The sequence below is a fragment of the Candidatus Sulfurimonas baltica genome (genome assembly GCF_015265455.1).
GTDB classification, from domain to species: domain Bacteria; phylum Campylobacterota; class Campylobacteria; order Campylobacterales; family Sulfurimonadaceae; genus Sulfurimonas; species Sulfurimonas baltica.
This window is the reverse complement of the sequence record NZ_CP054492.1, coordinates 1,935,863-1,952,722: the sequence shown is the minus strand read 5'-3', so window position 1 is coordinate 1,952,722 and position 16,860 is coordinate 1,935,863. Positions and strand designations below refer to the sequence as shown.

Genomic DNA, 16,860 nt, shown 5'->3' with positions numbered 1-16,860 from the left:
ATTGAGTAAAACAGCACAAGATATTTTTGATTACGCTAATACTACGGATGATTGTATAAAGTGTGGAAAGTGTATACCGGTTTGTACAATACACAATGTAAATGCCGATGAGGTTACTTCCCCACGTGGTTTTTTAGACCTTCTTGGTGCATACCAAAGAGGAAATTTAGAGTTAGATGAAAATGTAAAAAGTATCTTTGAGAGCTGTTTTTTATGTACTAACTGTGTTGATGTCTGTCCAAAATCTATCCCTACGGATATGGTTATAGAACAAGTACGTTCAGACATAGGCAAAAAGTTTGGAATAGCCTGGTATAAAAAAGCTTTCTTTTTACTTCTTCGTCACCGCTGGCTTAATGATATAGCTTTTAAACTTGGCTGGACTTTTCAGACATGCGGATTTAAAATTAAAGCAGATATTAACTCAATGAATTCTCGCTTTAATCTTCCAATGTTAAAAACAGACAGACTTCTTCCTAGTTTAACAAAAACATCATTTCTAAACTCCCATAAAGAGAATATAGATAATGGCGGAAAAAGAAAAGTGGCTATTTTTATAGGGTGTTTGGGTAACTACAACTACAAAGAGGTTGGAAATGGTCTTTTAGAGATTTTAGGACATTTGGAGATTGATGTATTTTTGGCAAAAGATCAAAAGTGCTGTTCGGCACCGGCTTATTTCACGGGTGATTTTGACACTGTAGATAATAATGCCAAGTATAACATTGAATATTTTGAGAGTTTTTCTAAAGATGTTGAGGCTATCATCATCCCAGAGGCTACATGTAGCGCTATGATAAAAATAGACTATGAGCACTACTTTCACGACCAACCGGAGTGGAAAGCCAGAGCGAAAGCTTTAAGGGATAAAATTTTTATGGCTACTGAGTGGCTTCAGCACCATACACATTTGGAGCAACTTTTGGCTTCAAAGAAAAAAAGCACAAAAATTGTAACTTACCATGACCCTTGTCACGCTAAAAAGATGCAGGGAATTCATCAAGAGCCTAGAAATCTAATACGCAAAAACTATAATATTGTTGAGATGAGTGATCCAAATGCTTGTTGTGGATTTGGGGGTGTAACTATGCAGAGTGAGAAGTTTCATTTTGCAAAAGCTGCCGGTATTCCAAAAGCCTCAATGATTGAAAAGACTAAGGCTGATGTTGTCAGTGCAGAGTGCAGCGCATGTAGAATGCAGATAAATTCATCTATGAGCTATGCCGGAGTGCAAACTGTCTTTAAAAACCCTATAGAACTAATTGCTGAAGCTTTGAGAAAATAGCCATATATGACAGCATGGAACAATATATATGACACTTTTGATCCAGTAGCTTTTACTATATTTTCTTTACCGGTTCACTGGTATGGAATTATGTATGTTTTGGCACTCCTTAGTGCCCTTTATATTGGAAAATATTTCATTAAAAGAGATAAGCTAGATTTCAAAGGTAAAGAGATAGATAACTATTTTCTATATGTAGAAATCGGTGTTATTCTCGGTGCAAGACTCGGTTACATACTTTTTTATGATACTCAAACTTTTTATTATCTCTCTCATCCATGGCAAATCTTCAACCCTTTTGTAAACGGTGAATTTGTTGGTATCCGCGGCATGAGTTATCACGGCGCTGTTTTGGGTTTCTTGATAGCTACTTACATGTACTCTAAAAAGCACAAGATAGAGTTTGGCAAAATTATGGATTTAGTAGCTCTTAGTGTTCCTCTCGCATTTGTTTTTGGTAGAATAGGAAACTTTTTAAATCAAGAGTTAATTGGGCGTGAGACAGACGTCCCATGGGGGATAATGGTTGATGGTATTCTTCGTCATCCATCGCAACTTTATGAAGCAATTTTAGAGGGTTTCGGTGTCTTTGTTGTTGTCTACATGTACAGAAATTACAAGAAATTCAGCGGTGAGCTGATTTTAGTATATGCCATCAGTTATGGAATATTTAGAGCGATAGCGGAGATCTATAGAGCGCCTGATATTCAGATAGGTTATGTATGTTGCAATGCTGTAACTTTTGGGCAGGTCTTAAGTTTGGCAATGAGCTTAGTCGGGATTATTGCCTGGTTTTATTTTAATGAAAAAAGTAAAAAAGTAAAAGCTTAGTTACTTTCTGTCATTGCGATGAAGTTTTTTGTCTCTCTCTACTGAAGATCTCCAAAAATAGTTTACAAGATAATATCCAAAAGTTGAACCAACAATAGAGTAAAAAGCTGTTCCAACATACAGAGGTATGAAAATTTTCCCTATGTTTGAGCTAAACCAATCTAATGTCATCTCAACAGGTGCCACTTCCATGCCTAAGAAAAAACTCCCAGTCATATATTCTATATAGTACATTGCAGGCATTGTTATTGGGTTACTAAGCCAACACATAGCAATTCCAATAGCCACATTAAATCGGAAAAACGGCATCAATGCAACTACCGCTAACATCTGCATAGGCATAGGAATAAAGGCTATAAATAGACCGATAAAAACACCTCTTGAGACCATTTTTCTATTTGTAGATAGATATTCTTGAGGGATTTTGTATTTTTTTATAAAAGATTTTAGTTTTTCACTTTTGCTTGTGTTTTTGAGTGTTTTTCTTATCATTAGTCATGCCATTCTTAAAAGTGCGAAGATTATATCTATAAAGAACTTATATCTTTAATAATATGTTAAAATTCCATTAATTAAAAATAAAAATCTCTCACCAGAGGTGAAGCTTTAGTGGCTGAATAAAATATGGACTATTTCATATTTTATGAGATTTAATAAGAGGGATATACATGTCATTCGAAAAACTAGGCGTTATGAAACAACTTCTTGGCGCGATAAACGATTTAGGCTATAAAAATCCTACTACTGTTCAAACAAGAGCTATACCTTTGGTATTAGCTAAAAGCGATGTGTTCGCGACAGCTCAGACTGGAACAGGTAAAACTGCTGCATTCGGGCTTCCGATGATTCAACGTCTTCGTGCCAACTCTAATGATGCAAATAGGGCGATAAGAGGTGTTATACTATCTCCGACTCGTGAACTATCAATTCAAATACATGAAGATATGAAAAGTTTTGCAAAGTATATGGATCTTAGCATCGCTCTTTTAGTTGGAGGAAAAGATATAGAGGCTCAGCAAAAAATCCTTAAAAAGGGTGTTGACATTGTTATAGCAACTCCGGGGAGAATGCTCGAACATGCAGAGGGTGGATTAAGCCTTAAGGGTGTGGAAATTTTTGTCCTAGATGAAGCAGATAGAATGTTAGATATGGGGTTTGTAAAAGAGATAAGAAAAATACACCCAATGCTCCCAAAAAGACATCAGAGTCTTCTTTTTTCAGCAACATATAGCGAAAAAGTTAGAAAACTATCAAAGCTTCTTTTAACCAAACCGGCATTTATAGAAGCATCTAAAAAGAACTCAACTGTTGATACGATTAACCAAAAAGTTTATCTAGTAGACCGTGAGAGAAAAGCGGAACTATTGGCTTATATAATTGGTTCAAGAAATTTCAGACAAGTTTTAGTATTTACTAGAACCAAAGCGAGTGCGGATGAACTTGTTCTTGAGCTTAAAAAAGATGGCTTAAAGTGCGGAGTAATCCATGGTGACAAAACACAAGCTAACCGCGTTAAAACACTAAACGATTTCAAAGAGGGGAATATTAAAGTACTTGTGGCAACTGATATCGCTTCACGTGGTTTAGATATTGAACACCTACCTTATGTTATTAATTACGAACTGCCATCGGTTCCTGAAGATTATATTCACAGAGTAGGGCGTACAGGTCGTGCGGGGCGTGACGGTGAGGCAATATCACTAATAGATATCTATGAGAAATATGATATAAAAGAGATAGAGAGACTTATCGGGATAAAGATTCCTCAAGGGACTGTTGAGGGTTTTGAGCCAGACCCTACAATAAGAAGAAAAGATGAAGATGAGATAAAGCTAAAGAGTGAGCATAAAAAAGCAGAGAAAAAAAGACCAACTAAAAAAGTTGCTCAAAAAGTTACTGCCAAATCAGTAAAAACTGCAAAAGTTGTAAAAACAACCAATAAAAAAAGAAAAACAACTAAGCGTGATTAATAAATTTTGTTAGAGATTCTTTACAAAGATGAATACTTGGTGGCTATAAACAAGCCATCAGGGCTTTTAGTTCATCGTTCTCCGATTGACAGACATGAGACTGAATTTGCTATCCAGCAACTTCGTGACCAGATAGGTCAATATGTCTATCCTGTTCACCGTTTAGACAAACCAACCTCCGGAGTCTTGCTTTTTACGCTTGATAAGGAGAGTGCAAAACTTATGAGTGAGCAGTTTAGACAAAGAGAGACTGAAAAAACTTATTTAGCAGTTGTCCGTGGCTATACAGAACAAAGCGGTTTTATAGATCACGCTTTAGTGGAGAAACTTGACAAAATAGCAGATAAAAATGCCAACAAAGATAAAGAAGCTCAAGAGGCACAAACAGAGTACATTAGATTAGCAACTGTTGAAGTTCCGTTTTCGGTCGGCATATATGACAAAACTCGCTACTCTCTTGTAAAACTTCTCCCTAAAACAGGCAGAAAGCATCAGCTTCGCCGCCACATGAAGCATATCTCTCATCATATTTTAGGAGATACGAAGTATGGAAGAGGCGAGCATAACATTTTTATACGAGAAACCTATGATTGTCATAGACTTCTGCTTCATGCAAGTGAGCTGAAAATAAAACATCCGTACACAAATGAACTCTTAACTATTAAAGCGCCGCTGGACTCTACATGTAAATCTATATTTAACTCTTTTGGATGGAGTGAAATACTTATATAAGCTTTATACTATTGATGTATAATCATTCTAAATTTACTCAGGAGTCTTCGTGGAAGCAATCTACCCATACGCAAATATAATACATCTGATTTTAGCAATTATTTTTTTAGGATATGTATTCACTGATGTAGCAATTATTTCAGCTTTAAAAAATAAATTTAGAGCTGATACAGACAAAAGGATAAACGACACATTAGGTGCAAAAAGTTTTAAAATATTTCCTATAACCCTATTGTTCCTTGTTTTAACGGGAGGTATGATGATGTCAAAATACATAAACTCGAATGCAGGTTTTTTTGAGACAGACTTACAAAAGCTGTTTGTTATTAAAATAGCTTTAGCGTCAATTATTGTCGCCGGTGTACTTTATAACCTTTTTACAAAATTTACAGGACGAAAAAAACCTGCTTTTATGCAGAAGCACTTTCATAAACTAGTTTTAGTCTTAGGATTTTTTATAGTTATCATTGCAAAATGGATGTTTATAGTTTAGGAGTTAAACTATTATAAAAATGAGTAAAATTAAATTTCTTGCAACCTTAGTAATTCTAATTTCTTTATCAATATCAATAGTTTTTAAAGAGAGTGCAAATAACATATCTTATCAGACATTAAAAGATGATGCTGTTGTCATTGCATTTGGAGACAGCCTCACATATGGTTATGGTGTGGATAAAAAGTTCAGTTACCCATCGCAATTAGAGAATAAAACAGGCTTACATGTAATAAATGCCGGTGTTTCCGGCGAAGAGTCGTCAGAGGGTTTACTTCGCCTCCCTTCTCTTTTAAAGCTAAAACCTAATTTAGTGATTCTTTGTCATGGAGGTAATGATATTTTACGAAAACGTTCACATGAGCAACTTAAGATGAATCTACTGAAAATGATAAATCTTATTAAAGAGAGTGGTTCTGAGGTTTTATTGGTTGGAGTAGCTGACTTTGGTCTGCTAGGATTTAAAACACTTTCAGTGTATAATGATGTAGCTGAACAAACAGGTGTTATGTATGAAGAGAATATGATCTCTTACATTGAATCAAAAGCATCTTTGAAAAGTGATAACATACATCCAAATGAAAAGGGCTACGAGATGATAGCCGATTCTTTAATAAAGATTCTCAAAAGTAATAAATTGATTTAATCACAAAAAAAGGTAAACAATGAAGGTATCATCCAAATTTATTTCTATAATACTTATTGCAGTTGCAACAAACAGTTATGCTACAGACAAAAAAGTAGCTTCATCACATGGAATTGACTATCCAATGGGTTGGCAAAACTGGTCAACTATAGCTGTGTCTCACAGGACTGACAATAATACTTCTCGTGTAATTTTAGGCAACAACATTGCAGTTGAAGCTGCAAGAAGCGGTAAAACAAATCCATGGCCAAATGGTGCGATTCTTGGAAAAGTTGTATGGAAAGATACTGAGCTCAAAGATTGGAAGAGCGCAACTGTGCCAGATGAATTTGTACACGCAGAGTTTATGTTTAAGAATTCTGAAAAATTTAAAGAAAGTTATGGTTGGGGCTGGGCGAGATGGGTTGGGTTGGAACAGAAACCTTTTGAAAAAGGGATGCAAGTGTGCATATCATGTCATACCCCTGTTGAAAATATGGACTGGGTTTATACTCATCCGGCAAAGTTTCCTAAGTAACTTAGTTAAAATTTACCTTTAACTGTAGTTAATCCAAGTGCGGCCCAGTCAAGCATCCCTCCACGGTAATAATAAATTTTTTCCGCAGGGAAACCATTTCTAATCATAGCCCTCATTCCAGTAGGCGATTGTGCACATACCGGGCCATTGCAAAAACCATATACTTTCATAGCTTTGGAGCAGTCCCAATTATCCCCTTTTTGCTTACATCCTAATTCATCTAGTCGAACTTCTATCTCCGAATAAGGTATGTTGATAGCTGTTGGTATAGTTTCATCTTCATACCAATTTTCCATACGCATATCGACAATAACCGCTTCTTTGTCATTTAGCGCATTTAACATCTCTGCTTCAGTAACGGGGTTTATACCCTTAGCTGGAACATATGGTTGAAAAAACCCTTTGTTCTTTCCGCAGGATGTCATTGTTCTTTTTATTTCAAGAGCATTAGCACCACTACCGACTATAAAGGTTGTTTGTTCTGGAGTAAATAAACCTAAGTATTCTACGTTTTGTGAATCTGATTGTGCGTGTAAACCAACAGAATATAGAAAAAATAGAGATAAAAAAAGAGCATGTTTTGTTGTTTTCATTATTATTTCCTTTAGTAAAATAAAATTGTAGCTTAATATGCTAAATTATTTCATATAAAAAAAAAGTAGTTTTAAAGTTGATTTTTTTAGGGGTTTTAAGAAGTGATGTTTATGTTGTTTTGAGCGGAAAAACCGCTCAAAGAAGAAAGATTACAGACCTGTAACGTTTTCTGCTTGAGGGCCTTTTTCGCCTTCACCAATTTCGAAAGTAACTTGTTGACCTTCGTTTAGTGAAACACGACCGTGACCAGTGTTGTTAATTTGACGGAAGTGTACGAATACATCTTTACCACCATTTGCTTGCTCTATAAATCCGAAACCTTTGTCACTATTGAACCATTTAACTGTACCATCTACTAATGCTGCCATTGTAAATCCTTTGTGTTTTAATACACCATATTTCTATGGTGGTTGAAAATCTAATATAAAGTTTCTTTTTAGGTGAATTTTACTGTTAACTAGGAGTCATCAATATAAAGCAATCTAAAGATGTAACTGAAATCATCTTTCATTGCCGACATTCTATCTGAATAATAAACAATATGTCAACAAATATGTGTTTTTGTCTATGCGTATTCCAAAAACAACTGCTAAAGTGCCGTTTTCAGGGGATGATAATTTTTTCTTTTATTTTAACTAGGTGTTGCACTTACTACTTGAATTGGCGAATGACTCTGCAAATGTACGATAAATACAGAAAAAGAGAGAATATTAAAAGAGCTTTTTTAGGTGAAATATAGTGGACACAATATGGACACAGTAAGTAAATAAATCAGTTGGAGAGTCCGTGTATAATGGGTTATAAGAAGTATGGCTCCGGATACTGGAAATTCTAAATCAACATAATAAAAACTACAAAAGACTATAAACAAGGACTTTGTAGCTCTATCAAAATCTTACATCTTCTTTATAATTAGTCATTCTTAGGCACAGTTTGGGCACAAAAATTTAAGATATATAATGTTAAATCCAATGTGCTAAATATGGCTTAATTATAATATCATATGCTTCATCATGTGTGTTATCCATATAGATGAGAAATTGTAAAGCAGTTACTTCTGTAGGTGTTAATCTCGTTCTATCTTCATTATATACTCTAACTTTTTTAATATCTATATATGACTCTTTAATGAAAAGTTTTTTAATTGATGTTAGACCTTTTATATCATATTTTTTGTCATTAAACTTGATGTTTAGAAAAAAAAGTTCTTTATTATATTCTATGATTTCAATCATTTAGGAATTCCTTTTTTTTGCTACATTTTTAAATACACAAAAGACTACGTCCACTTTTATTAGTATGATACTAACATCTTTATTTGAAAAAAGTATATTAAATTAAAATTTGTTGTATAATGACTTATATTAAATAAAGGTGTTATTTATGATAGAGGGTTTATGGTTAGTGGAGTTTCAGAATGTTCAAAATGCGGGTTCTGGTGTTGTAGTGTTTGAAACAGGGCGTATATTTGGTGGGGATAGTGCTTATTATTATTTAGGTGAGTATAGTAGTGTGCATCATAAATTTACAGCAAAAATTGATGTTAATAAGCATAATAGTAGTCTTCCAAATATTTTTCACCCATTAACTAATATTACAATTTTATTTCAAGAACAGGATATAAGTAATGGTTTTGGTAACACTATTCTAATTGGACACCTTCAGGAAGATACATCTCGTCAGATTGCGGTTAAGTTTACAAAACTAGCAGAATTACCATAATATAAAGATAGTTTTAGAAACAAATAATTTTAAAAAAATGGATATATAATTTATGATTACACTTTCTCCATATATAATAAAGCTTTTTAACACCGAAATTCGTCGGTATGAAAATGTAAATACTGGTCTTTTTTCTTTAGTGTCAATATTTGAGACATTTCATGATGAAATTCTAGTTAATGCAAATGTAGACGTTGATGAGAAGAAAGCAATCAAGGCTGGTTCTAAAAATATTATGACAAATTCGATTGATGGTATTTTTAAAGTTGGTGAATATGGTTATGAAAGCGAACTACATCATACTGTTAGTAGTAGTTCTACTACGCGTACAATTCAAGAAGCAGAATTATTACCCTTTTATTTTTACCTACAAACTGGCACTGGTAGTGAGAATGCATTGCTTTTTTTACAAAGATTTAAAATTTTTGGTATTCGTACGATACTAGAAACTTATTTACAGGAACATATTAATACTATATTTCCACGAGATAAGTACATGTTACATATAGACCCTTTAGTGTTTCCAGAGATAATAGGGAGTTACTTCGCAACTAGTGAAGTAAAGCGTATAAGATTTATTAAAAGTACATACTCAGATATAGCGGATATGTATAGTCAAGATAATATACATGCATATGACGCTGAATTTAGTGTTGCTATTAAAAGGAACAGAACCTTTGCCCAACAATTACAAAGACCAGTAAGTGATTTATTTTCCACAACTGACCCAAGTGATTATCCAACTATGATTACTCAATTATCTACTCTTGTAGGAGCTCCTACAGTTAACTATGATAATGTTAAGGTGGAACTACGTAGAGATGGCAAAACAAAAACGGTTGATTTAGTTAATGCAAGAAAAGTTAGACATAGTTACGATGTTACTAATGATGTTGTGCTTGGTGCAAATGGTCATCCAACTATTGATAGTTTAAGATTGGTATCAGCAAGTATATCTACTAATTTATCTGATATGATTTGGGATTAATTAAATGTTTGTAAAAATGAATATTTTAGATATTGTAAAAAATAATTTTAAGACCTTTGTTGATGCTAGAAGTGGAAAAATTATAAAAAAAGATATTACAGTTTTTATAATAATTCCATTGATTATTAGTATTTTGGTGTTGTATAGTGGTTTTTCTCTCGGCAAGGAGAATTCAAATATTTTTCTAACAGCATTCTCAATTTTTTCTGCATTATTATTCAATATGCTGTTTATTTTGTTCGACATTATAAGTAAAACAGTTAAAGAAAATGATCAATCTACAGAAACAAGAAGACTTAAAGTTAAATTACTTAAAGAGACATTCACTAATATATCTTTTACCGTACTCCTTTCTGTTGGAATTGTAATTAGTTTACTGTTCTTTGTTATTTTTATAGATCATAAAGATATGGAATTATTTGATATTCTTCAATATAAAATTACATTAAATGGAATAGTTTCTCTTATTGTTATTTATCTGATAACAATGTTTAGTATGTCATTTTTAATGGTTCTAAAACGAATTGATATTTTATTGTCCAATGAAATATAGTCATTATTAATAAGACCTATAACGCTTTTGTATGAACTATTAGATGTTAATCAAAAATTAACAACTGACTTTTTTAAGACTATCGCTCTAACTCTTCCAAAGAAAAATTGGGATGCTTTAATCCTAGTTGCACTTAAAACTACTATACACAACCTTCACCCCACCATGCCATTTTATCTGTTGCAAAGTTATATGGAAAAGATATTTCAATCTATACATCAACGAAAAAAACACAATATACACACTCGTGGTTTTATTAATGAAGAGGAAGCTATTGAAGTTTGGCACAATACTTATGATGAGATGATAGAAGAATTATCAACTAGTAATGATATAGAAGACAAACTACATTTAGATTTGATTTATTATATATATGATATGTTGAAATATGACCAAGTGACTGTAATTGATGACGAAAAATATCTTTCTTCATATATAAATTTATCTCATTTCGGTTGGCAACATTATGAACTCTTTGAAACTCGTGTAGCAATAGAGAAAGCAAAGAGTGGTGATAAAAATATTGATATAGCTACTAATCGTGGAAAAACCGTAAATGATAGAGTTAAATTTTTAAAACCTAAATTTGAAGTTGATATGATGCACCCAAGTATTGATAGCAAAGAGTCCGAACTTCAAATGGAAGTTGTAAAAGAATATTGTGATAATACTAGAATGATGGCGAGAAGCATACATTATTGTGCAGAAATTTCAAAACATGAAGACAAACATTTTGAAATAAATGCAATTGGCAAAATGAAACCATATGTTAACAGTGATATGTACATATCAAAAGCTGATATTTATAATAGCTGGTACGCATATGTAATTGGCATATATAAGCATTCATCACATCAAAGTGTACCAATAGAGAAAGCTTTAGAAGTGGCTAGATTATCTTCATATTATTTATTTCCAAGTTTAAGACATATAAAAGAACCTATAGTTCCATTAGAAAAAGCTAAACAACCAATAAGAGAACGGTCAATTTTTAATGGATTTAGACTCCATGAGTTTACTGATAAAAGATTGAAAATAAACCGTTCCGAAGAAGAAATAGAATTTACAGAACACTTCTTAAAGTCATTTACAAACGCTTTAAAATCTTTAAGTAAAAGTTAAACTTTACAAACTTCCTTATCTCCCCGTTAATAACTGACAAAAAAAATGGCATTCCTATAAACTACGCCTTGTAATTACGAATAACCAAAAATGACTAGCTAGTCTCCAAAAACAAATGTCATAGGAGACAAAAAAATGTTAAAACTAAGTGCTGTGTTACTGAACACATTCAAAACAGACGAGTACACAAACAAAGAGACTGGAGCAACAACTCCTTCACGCTCAAAGCTACAGCTTTTAATAAAAAAGCCAACTAAAAATGGTTCTGTAAAGCAAGAGCTTATCGACATAAGTGTCAAAGATGAAGTATTTCTAAAACACAAAGACTCAATAGGTAAAACTATTGAAGTAGATGTTGGATACTTTGGACAAAACATAACTTTCTTCGGAATCTAACACAATAAAGCTCAGAGTCTTTGAAAGAGTCTGAGTTTGTAACGAGCTGTAATCTATGTCGGCTAGAAGCGCCTGAGCATCTAGAGACAGAGATTAAAAGCCGTTACCAATCACACAAACACTAAGAATACTGTTGATTGATAAAACTACAAGGCTATAGCTATGCCTAAAATATATCAATTCTAATTGCAAAGGGGGTTCTAGTAACACCCCCTGACGTAAGTCATAAAGAATATATACAAATGTTCTTCAAAGTAAGAGTGCAAGGCACTTGATAGGAAATATACAATGGAAAATAATAAGATAAAAAATATACCTCATATCAGCGGTACAGATGCTCTGTATTATTTCGCTCAAAGCGGTGGCAAATATGATGCGTTTTATGAAAATATCATAGAGCAAATAGAAGATAAAAAAACAGAATTCACAGCTCTTAACTATGCTTATGCAGATAATGACATAATCATTACTATCAACAACATAGATGTAAAATATAGTGGAATGGGTAGAGATGGCTTTTTATGGTTTAACCATGAATTCTTTAGAGTTGGATTTAAAGACTCAGAAAAAGCTCAGAACATTCACAACATCAGAGTTCAATTAAATGCCATTGGAATATATACATTGGGTTTAAAGTCACTTGTTGAATACATAAACACTCAACTGTTAAAAGGTGCTCTATTAAAACCTAACTATTTTCCAGTAACAAGGATAGATGTAAATATGTTCCTGCAACATAATTTCAACTATCTAAAAAAAGAGATGATACTATCTAAAAAGAAAAATCACTCTGCAAATATTGGGGAGCGTTCAACTGGATATGAGTTAGAGACGTACTATGTTGGTAAAAAACCTTTTTTGCTTAGAATCTACAACAAACTAAAAGAACTAGAAAATGCATCAGAGATAAAAAAAGAGATTATGCATAACTACTTTGGAGTTAATGGATTGGATATAAACAAACCTATATTTAACGTTGAGTTTGAGATGCACAGAGAGTTTTTAAAAGAGTATGGGATAGATACTATAGAAGACGCATTGAATCGTTCACAGAGCTTGTTTGAGCTTGGATGTAAGTTTATAAAACTCATAAATATATCATCACTTACAGATGCTCAAATTAATTCATCCAATCGTAACAGAGCAGAGATACTACCAGTATGGGAATATATCTCAACTCACTATGATAATAAAGAGTTTATGCAGATAACTACGCCTATGGAGAAGATTGAAAAGATATCTTACAGATACTCTCTTGAAGATGCTCGTAAACCAATCAAGAGACAAATAATGAGACTTTTAATTCATGATAACTCTCCAACTCTTTTATATTTTTATGAGCTACTCCAAGATGCAAAAGAAACTTACCAACTAAGAAAAGACATCATAAAAGTACATGATGTCTATGTAAAAGAGAAACAGACATTTGAAGAGGATTTAAAAACATACTCTAATGATGGACTGATTGCGTTTGAAAAGAGACTCTCAAAAGAGATGCAAGGCGTTATGCCAAACGATTCTCAATATGATGAACTACTGACTAAATATCATGAACTACTTGATGAGCTTACTAAGCGTGGACTCTTTAAGATGCCGTTTTAGGAGTAGGGCGATGAACATAGAATTTGAAAGTTTAAAACTACTTCCTAAAATGTTTGAGTTAATCCAAAAGCTAAATTCTAATCTAGAGAACAGCTTCACAAAAAGATGGTTAAGTGTACGTGAGTTGGCTGAATATCTCAGTTATTCAAACGATAGAATCTATAAGTTAAAAGATGAGTATTTTATAGAGGGCATACACTTTTTTAAAAAGAGTGGTAAAATACTGTTTGATAGAGTTGCAATAGATTCTTGGATGGTCGAAAAGGAATCCAATGAAACTGTTCAATCGCAACGGCAAATTGTGGATAACGTTTTATCATCAATCAACTAGATATAAAAGAACTCTAAATCTTGATGATACTAAGGCTAACCGTAAACTTGCTACTAACAATATAATTCCTGAGCTTATCTATAAGCTAAACTCAGGAAAGTTCTTTGAAACTGAAAAATCTAAAATACCAACTGTTAATGAATATGCAAAGATTAGTTTAGAGCTTCACTCTAAAACGAGAAAGCCTACAACTACCTATGACTATGAGACTTCTCTTAGACTTCATATCTATCCGACATTTGGTAATAAAAGATTAAATATTATAAAACCCTCAGATATACAGCTATGGCAGAACAAGTTACTTGATACTTTAAAGCCTAGACGAGTAAGAAACATAAGAGCTACATTTAACACTATATTTGAAGATGCTATGAGAGATGAGATAATAGATAAAAATCCAATATCTAGAATTAAAACTCCTAAGCTAGACAAGATAGATGTTAAGTCATTCTCATTAGAGGAAATGAAGTTAATTATCTCAACTGCAAAAGATGAGATGAAAGCTTTTACTGCTCTTGGTTTCTTTACTGGTTTAAGAAGTGGAGAGATGATAGGTCTAAAATGGGATGATGTGGATTTGCTAAACAAAGAGATTCATATTAAGAGAGCTATTAAGATGGGAGAGATATCTACTCCTAAGACTAAGAACTCAATCAGAACTATAGACATATTAGACAATTTACTTCCATATCTACAAGAGCAGTATAACTTGACTTCAAAACATAAAAGCTATGTATTTTTAAATAAGTATGATGAACATTATTATGACATCAAACGCATTAGAGATTCAAAGTGGAAGAACTTACTCAAGGAATGTAACATTGAATATAGAACAATATATCAGATGAGACACACGTTTGCTACTGTAATGATAGAAAATAGTGAAGATATACTTTGGGTTAGTAATATGCTTGGTCACGCTGATGCTTCAATGACTCTGCAAATGTATGCTAAATATAGAAAAAGAGAGAATATTACAAGAGCTTCTTTTTTAGGAAATATATAGTGGGAACGTTTGGGCACATTATGGGCACAGTAAGTAAATAATTCAGTTGGAAAGTACGGTATTTAGGGGTTTAAAAAGTAATGGCTCCGGATACTGGATTCGAACCAGTGACCAAGTGATTAACAGTCACCTACTCTACCGCTGAGCTAATCCGGAATGTAAAAAGTTCTCTTAAAAAATGGTGTCAGAGGGGGGACTCGAACCCCCGACCCCCGGCTTATGAGACCAGTGCTCTAACCAGCTGAGCTACCCTGACATCTTTAAGAGGATGGAATTATAACCATCCAAAGCTTTTACTTTCCTTTTATTGGTTGATAACTATAGTTTTTTATTATGAAGTGAGATGTCATGTGTGATTTAAGTTTAATTATTATATTATGTTTATATAATTATTTTAAAAGGAGTTTATATGACTTTCAAAAAACTGTTTATTTTCTTTGGTCTAACGCTTATATTCACTGGCTGTGCAACTATGCAACATACAAAAACACATGAAACACCCACTAGTGAGATACCTGAGGTTAGCAAGAGTATTAAGGAGAAAAAAGCGGATGAGCCAAGTGGTTTAAAGAGAAAAGTAGCCATAGGGCGCTTTTCGAATGAAACGAGGTATGGACAAAGTTTTTTTATTGATGAAAATAACGATCGTATAGGAAAGCAGGCTATGGATATTTTATCTTCAAAGCTTTTTGAAACAGGTAAATTTATTATGCTTGAACGTGCAGATTTATCGAAAATTCAAAAAGAGCTTGAAATGGAGGGATCTTCTTCATTAAAAAATTCTGCTGATTATCTCATTTTAGGCTCTATTACTGAATTTGGCAGAAAAGAGGTGAGTGATGTCGGCATTTTCAGCAGAGTAAAAAAACAAGAAGCTTTTGCCAAAGTTCATATCCGTATTGTAGATGTTAGTACTGGACAAATTATCTATTCCGAGGAAGGAAAAGGAAGCGCATATAGTGAAGCCGGAAGTATAATGGGTGTTGGTGCAAAGAGTGCATACGATGGTCAGTTAAATGACAAGGCTATAGATGCTGCTATCTCAAACTTGGCATCCAACATTATAGAGAACATGTTAGACAAACCATGGCGCGGGTATATTCTTGGGTATGAAGATGGTAACCTAATAACTTCCGGCGGGAAAAGTCAAAATATTAAAGTCGGAGATAATTTTAATGTAATCAAAGAGGGCAAAAAAATCAAAAATCCTCAGACAAACACAATGGTTACACTTCCAGGAAAAAACATAGCAACAATTGAAATTATAAATACTATTGGTGACACTCCAGATACAGAAGTTTCATTGGCAACCGTAACGAGTGGCAATCTGAATGAATATACTGTAAAAAAAGAGTTCTCGGGACTTTATATTGAAGTTAAAAAGGATAAATAATGCGATATTTTTTAATTAGTCTTGTACTGTTGTTAAGCTTGTATTTTTCGGGATGTGGCTACAAAGAGGGCGTTTCAGCGGGTGATAAAAAATCATTTTTGTATTTTTCTGGTGATACTTCAGGGGTAACAGTATTTGTGGATGATTCAAAAGGCTTTATAGTGAAATCTGGTAGAGATAATCAATACAAGATAAAACCGGGCAAACACACCGTGCGGATATATAGAGATGGCAATCTTATTGTTAATCGTGAAATATATGTTGGTGACAACATTGCCAAAGAGATTGGAATAGAGTAATGAGAATCTCAAATAAGATAAAAGTATTGTTTTCAATAGCTGTAGCTTTTAGCATGGTTGGTTGTGCTCAGCCAAAAGTTCTTTACAATTATGGGGACTACAGCGACAGCTATTATGCAAACAAAAAAAATATGAGCGATGAATCAACATTGAAGCTTCAGCAGTCTATGGAACAAGCAATAGAAAAAGCCGGTGAGAGTATATCTGGCCGTGTACCTCCAGGGATGTATGCCAATTTAGGCTACATGTATCTAAAGAGCGGCAATCCCAATGGAGCAATTTCAAATTTTAAAAAAGAGAAGTCAGTTTACCCTGAATCAGCACGTTTTATGGACCGTATGATTAAAAAAGTCGAACTTGTGGAGGGTAAATTAAAATGA

General features: G+C 33.3%; 22 protein-coding genes and 2 tRNA genes. 18 read left to right on the top strand and 6 right to left on the bottom strand.

Annotated features, from left to right (window positions below; all coding sequences use genetic code 11):
* The first annotated feature begins 1 nt into the window (after position 1).
* Positions 2-1,285, top strand: coding sequence for a (Fe-S)-binding protein (locus tag HUE88_RS09790; RefSeq protein WP_194368558.1), 1,284 nt, complete (start codon positions 2-4; stop codon positions 1,283-1,285).
* A gap of 6 nt (positions 1,286-1,291) precedes the next feature.
* Entirely contained in the window at positions 1,292-2,116 is an 825-nt protein-coding gene (lgt, locus tag HUE88_RS09785) for a prolipoprotein diacylglyceryl transferase (RefSeq protein ID WP_194368556.1), read from the top strand.
* On the opposite strand, the gene HUE88_RS09780 is transcribed toward lgt, so the two are convergent.
* Positions 2,117-2,608 (bottom strand): DUF2062 domain-containing protein, encoded by a 492-nt coding sequence (locus tag HUE88_RS09780; RefSeq protein ID WP_194368554.1) that lies wholly within the window; start codon positions 2,606-2,608, stop codon positions 2,117-2,119.
* A gap of 176 nt (positions 2,609-2,784) precedes the next feature.
* Between HUE88_RS09780 and HUE88_RS09775 the strand changes: the two genes are divergently transcribed.
* From HUE88_RS09775 to HUE88_RS09755, 5 genes are read left to right on the top strand one after another with little or no spacing between them, the layout of a single operon-like run.
* Entirely contained in the window at positions 2,785-4,086 is a 1,302-nt protein-coding gene (locus HUE88_RS09775) for a DEAD/DEAH box helicase (protein ID WP_194368552.1), read from the top strand.
* 6 nt (positions 4,087-4,092) lie between these two features.
* Positions 4,093-4,818 carry a tRNA pseudouridine(65) synthase TruC gene (gene truC / locus HUE88_RS09770; protein ID WP_194368550.1) on the top strand — a complete coding sequence of 242 codons (726 nt, stop codon included), beginning with the start codon at positions 4,093-4,095 and terminating at the stop codon, positions 4,816-4,818.
* 49 nt (positions 4,819-4,867) lie between these two features.
* Positions 4,868-5,311, top strand: a complete 444-nt coding sequence (locus tag HUE88_RS09765) for a hypothetical protein (RefSeq protein ID WP_194368548.1) — start codon at positions 4,868-4,870, stop codon at positions 5,309-5,311.
* A 19-nt stretch (positions 5,312-5,330) separates the two neighbouring features.
* Positions 5,331-5,957 carry a GDSL-type esterase/lipase family protein gene (locus HUE88_RS09760; RefSeq protein WP_194368546.1) on the top strand — a complete coding sequence of 209 codons (627 nt, stop codon included), beginning with the start codon at positions 5,331-5,333 and terminating at the stop codon, positions 5,955-5,957.
* A 19-nt stretch (positions 5,958-5,976) separates the two neighbouring features.
* The gene (locus HUE88_RS09755; RefSeq protein ID WP_194368544.1) at positions 5,977-6,474 is read left to right on the top strand and encodes a cytochrome P460 family protein; all 498 of its coding nucleotides are present in this window, start codon (positions 5,977-5,979) and stop codon (positions 6,472-6,474) included.
* Between the two features lie 5 nt (positions 6,475-6,479).
* On the opposite strand, the gene HUE88_RS09750 is transcribed toward HUE88_RS09755, so the two are convergent.
* The 3 genes from HUE88_RS09750 to HUE88_RS09740 form a co-directional block, all read right to left on the bottom strand.
* Positions 6,480-7,067, bottom strand: coding sequence for a rhodanese-like domain-containing protein (locus HUE88_RS09750; RefSeq protein ID WP_194368542.1), 588 nt, complete (start codon positions 7,065-7,067; stop codon positions 6,480-6,482).
* Positions 7,068-7,217: 150 nt separating this feature from the next.
* Complete coding sequence (locus HUE88_RS09745) at positions 7,218-7,436, bottom strand: cold-shock protein (protein WP_194368540.1); 219 nt, start codon at positions 7,434-7,436, stop codon at positions 7,218-7,220.
* A 594-nt stretch (positions 7,437-8,030) separates the two neighbouring features.
* Positions 8,031-8,303 carry a hypothetical protein gene (locus HUE88_RS09740; RefSeq protein WP_194368538.1) on the bottom strand — a complete coding sequence of 91 codons (273 nt, stop codon included), beginning with the start codon at positions 8,301-8,303 and terminating at the stop codon, positions 8,031-8,033.
* A gap of 148 nt (positions 8,304-8,451) precedes the next feature.
* Between HUE88_RS09740 and HUE88_RS09735 the strand changes: the two genes are divergently transcribed.
* From HUE88_RS09735 to HUE88_RS09700, 8 genes are all read left to right on the top strand, one after another.
* Entirely contained in the window at positions 8,452-8,790 is a 339-nt protein-coding gene (locus HUE88_RS09735) for a GrlR family regulatory protein (protein WP_194368536.1), read from the top strand.
* 52 nt (positions 8,791-8,842) lie between these two features.
* Positions 8,843-9,778 (top strand): hypothetical protein, encoded by a 936-nt coding sequence (locus HUE88_RS09730; protein ID WP_194368534.1) that lies wholly within the window; start codon positions 8,843-8,845, stop codon positions 9,776-9,778.
* A 4-nt stretch (positions 9,779-9,782) separates the two neighbouring features.
* Positions 9,783-10,331, top strand: coding sequence for a hypothetical protein (locus HUE88_RS09725; protein WP_194368531.1), 549 nt, complete (start codon positions 9,783-9,785; stop codon positions 10,329-10,331).
* A gap of 27 nt (positions 10,332-10,358) precedes the next feature.
* Entirely contained in the window at positions 10,359-11,453 is a 1,095-nt protein-coding gene (locus HUE88_RS09720; protein ID WP_194368529.1) for a hypothetical protein, read from the top strand.
* Between the two features lie 135 nt (positions 11,454-11,588).
* Positions 11,589-11,849 (top strand): hypothetical protein, encoded by a 261-nt coding sequence (locus tag HUE88_RS09715; protein ID WP_194368527.1) that lies wholly within the window; start codon positions 11,589-11,591, stop codon positions 11,847-11,849.
* 288 nt (positions 11,850-12,137) lie between these two features.
* On the top strand, positions 12,138-13,451 hold the full coding sequence (locus HUE88_RS09710; RefSeq protein WP_194368525.1) for a hypothetical protein: 1,314 nt from the start codon (positions 12,138-12,140) through the stop codon (positions 13,449-13,451).
* A gap of 10 nt (positions 13,452-13,461) precedes the next feature.
* A complete protein-coding gene (locus HUE88_RS09705; RefSeq protein WP_194368522.1) occupies positions 13,462-13,782 on the top strand; it encodes a helix-turn-helix domain-containing protein in 321 nt (106 codons plus the stop codon).
* Positions 13,724-14,788: a site-specific integrase gene (locus HUE88_RS09700; protein WP_194368520.1), complete on the top strand. Its 1,065-nt coding sequence runs from the start codon at positions 13,724-13,726 to the stop codon at positions 14,786-14,788. Before HUE88_RS09705 ends, HUE88_RS09700 begins: the two co-directional genes overlap by 59 nt.
* Before the next feature lie 81 nt (positions 14,789-14,869).
* Here the strand turns inward: HUE88_RS09700 and HUE88_RS09695 are convergent.
* Together HUE88_RS09695 and HUE88_RS09690 are read right to left on the bottom strand one after the other, a co-directional pair.
* Positions 14,870-14,944, bottom strand: a tRNA-Asn gene (locus tag HUE88_RS09695).
* A 23-nt stretch (positions 14,945-14,967) separates the two neighbouring features.
* Positions 14,968-15,044, bottom strand: a tRNA-Met gene (locus HUE88_RS09690).
* A 153-nt stretch (positions 15,045-15,197) separates the two neighbouring features.
* Here HUE88_RS09690 and HUE88_RS09685 point away from each other — a divergent pair.
* The 3 genes from HUE88_RS09685 to HUE88_RS09675 are packed head-to-tail and all read left to right on the top strand — an operon-like array spanning position 15,198 to position 16,860.
* A complete protein-coding gene (locus HUE88_RS09685; RefSeq protein ID WP_194368518.1) occupies positions 15,198-16,181 on the top strand; it encodes a CsgG/HfaB family protein in 984 nt (327 codons plus the stop codon).
* Positions 16,181-16,480, top strand: a complete 300-nt coding sequence (locus tag HUE88_RS09680; protein ID WP_194368516.1) for a hypothetical protein — start codon at positions 16,181-16,183, stop codon at positions 16,478-16,480. Before HUE88_RS09685 ends, HUE88_RS09680 begins: the two co-directional genes overlap by 1 nt.
* Positions 16,480-16,860, top strand: coding sequence for a DUF4810 domain-containing protein (locus HUE88_RS09675; RefSeq protein WP_229860063.1), 381 nt, complete (start codon positions 16,480-16,482; stop codon positions 16,858-16,860). The genes HUE88_RS09680 and HUE88_RS09675 overlap by 1 nt, the downstream gene beginning before the upstream one ends.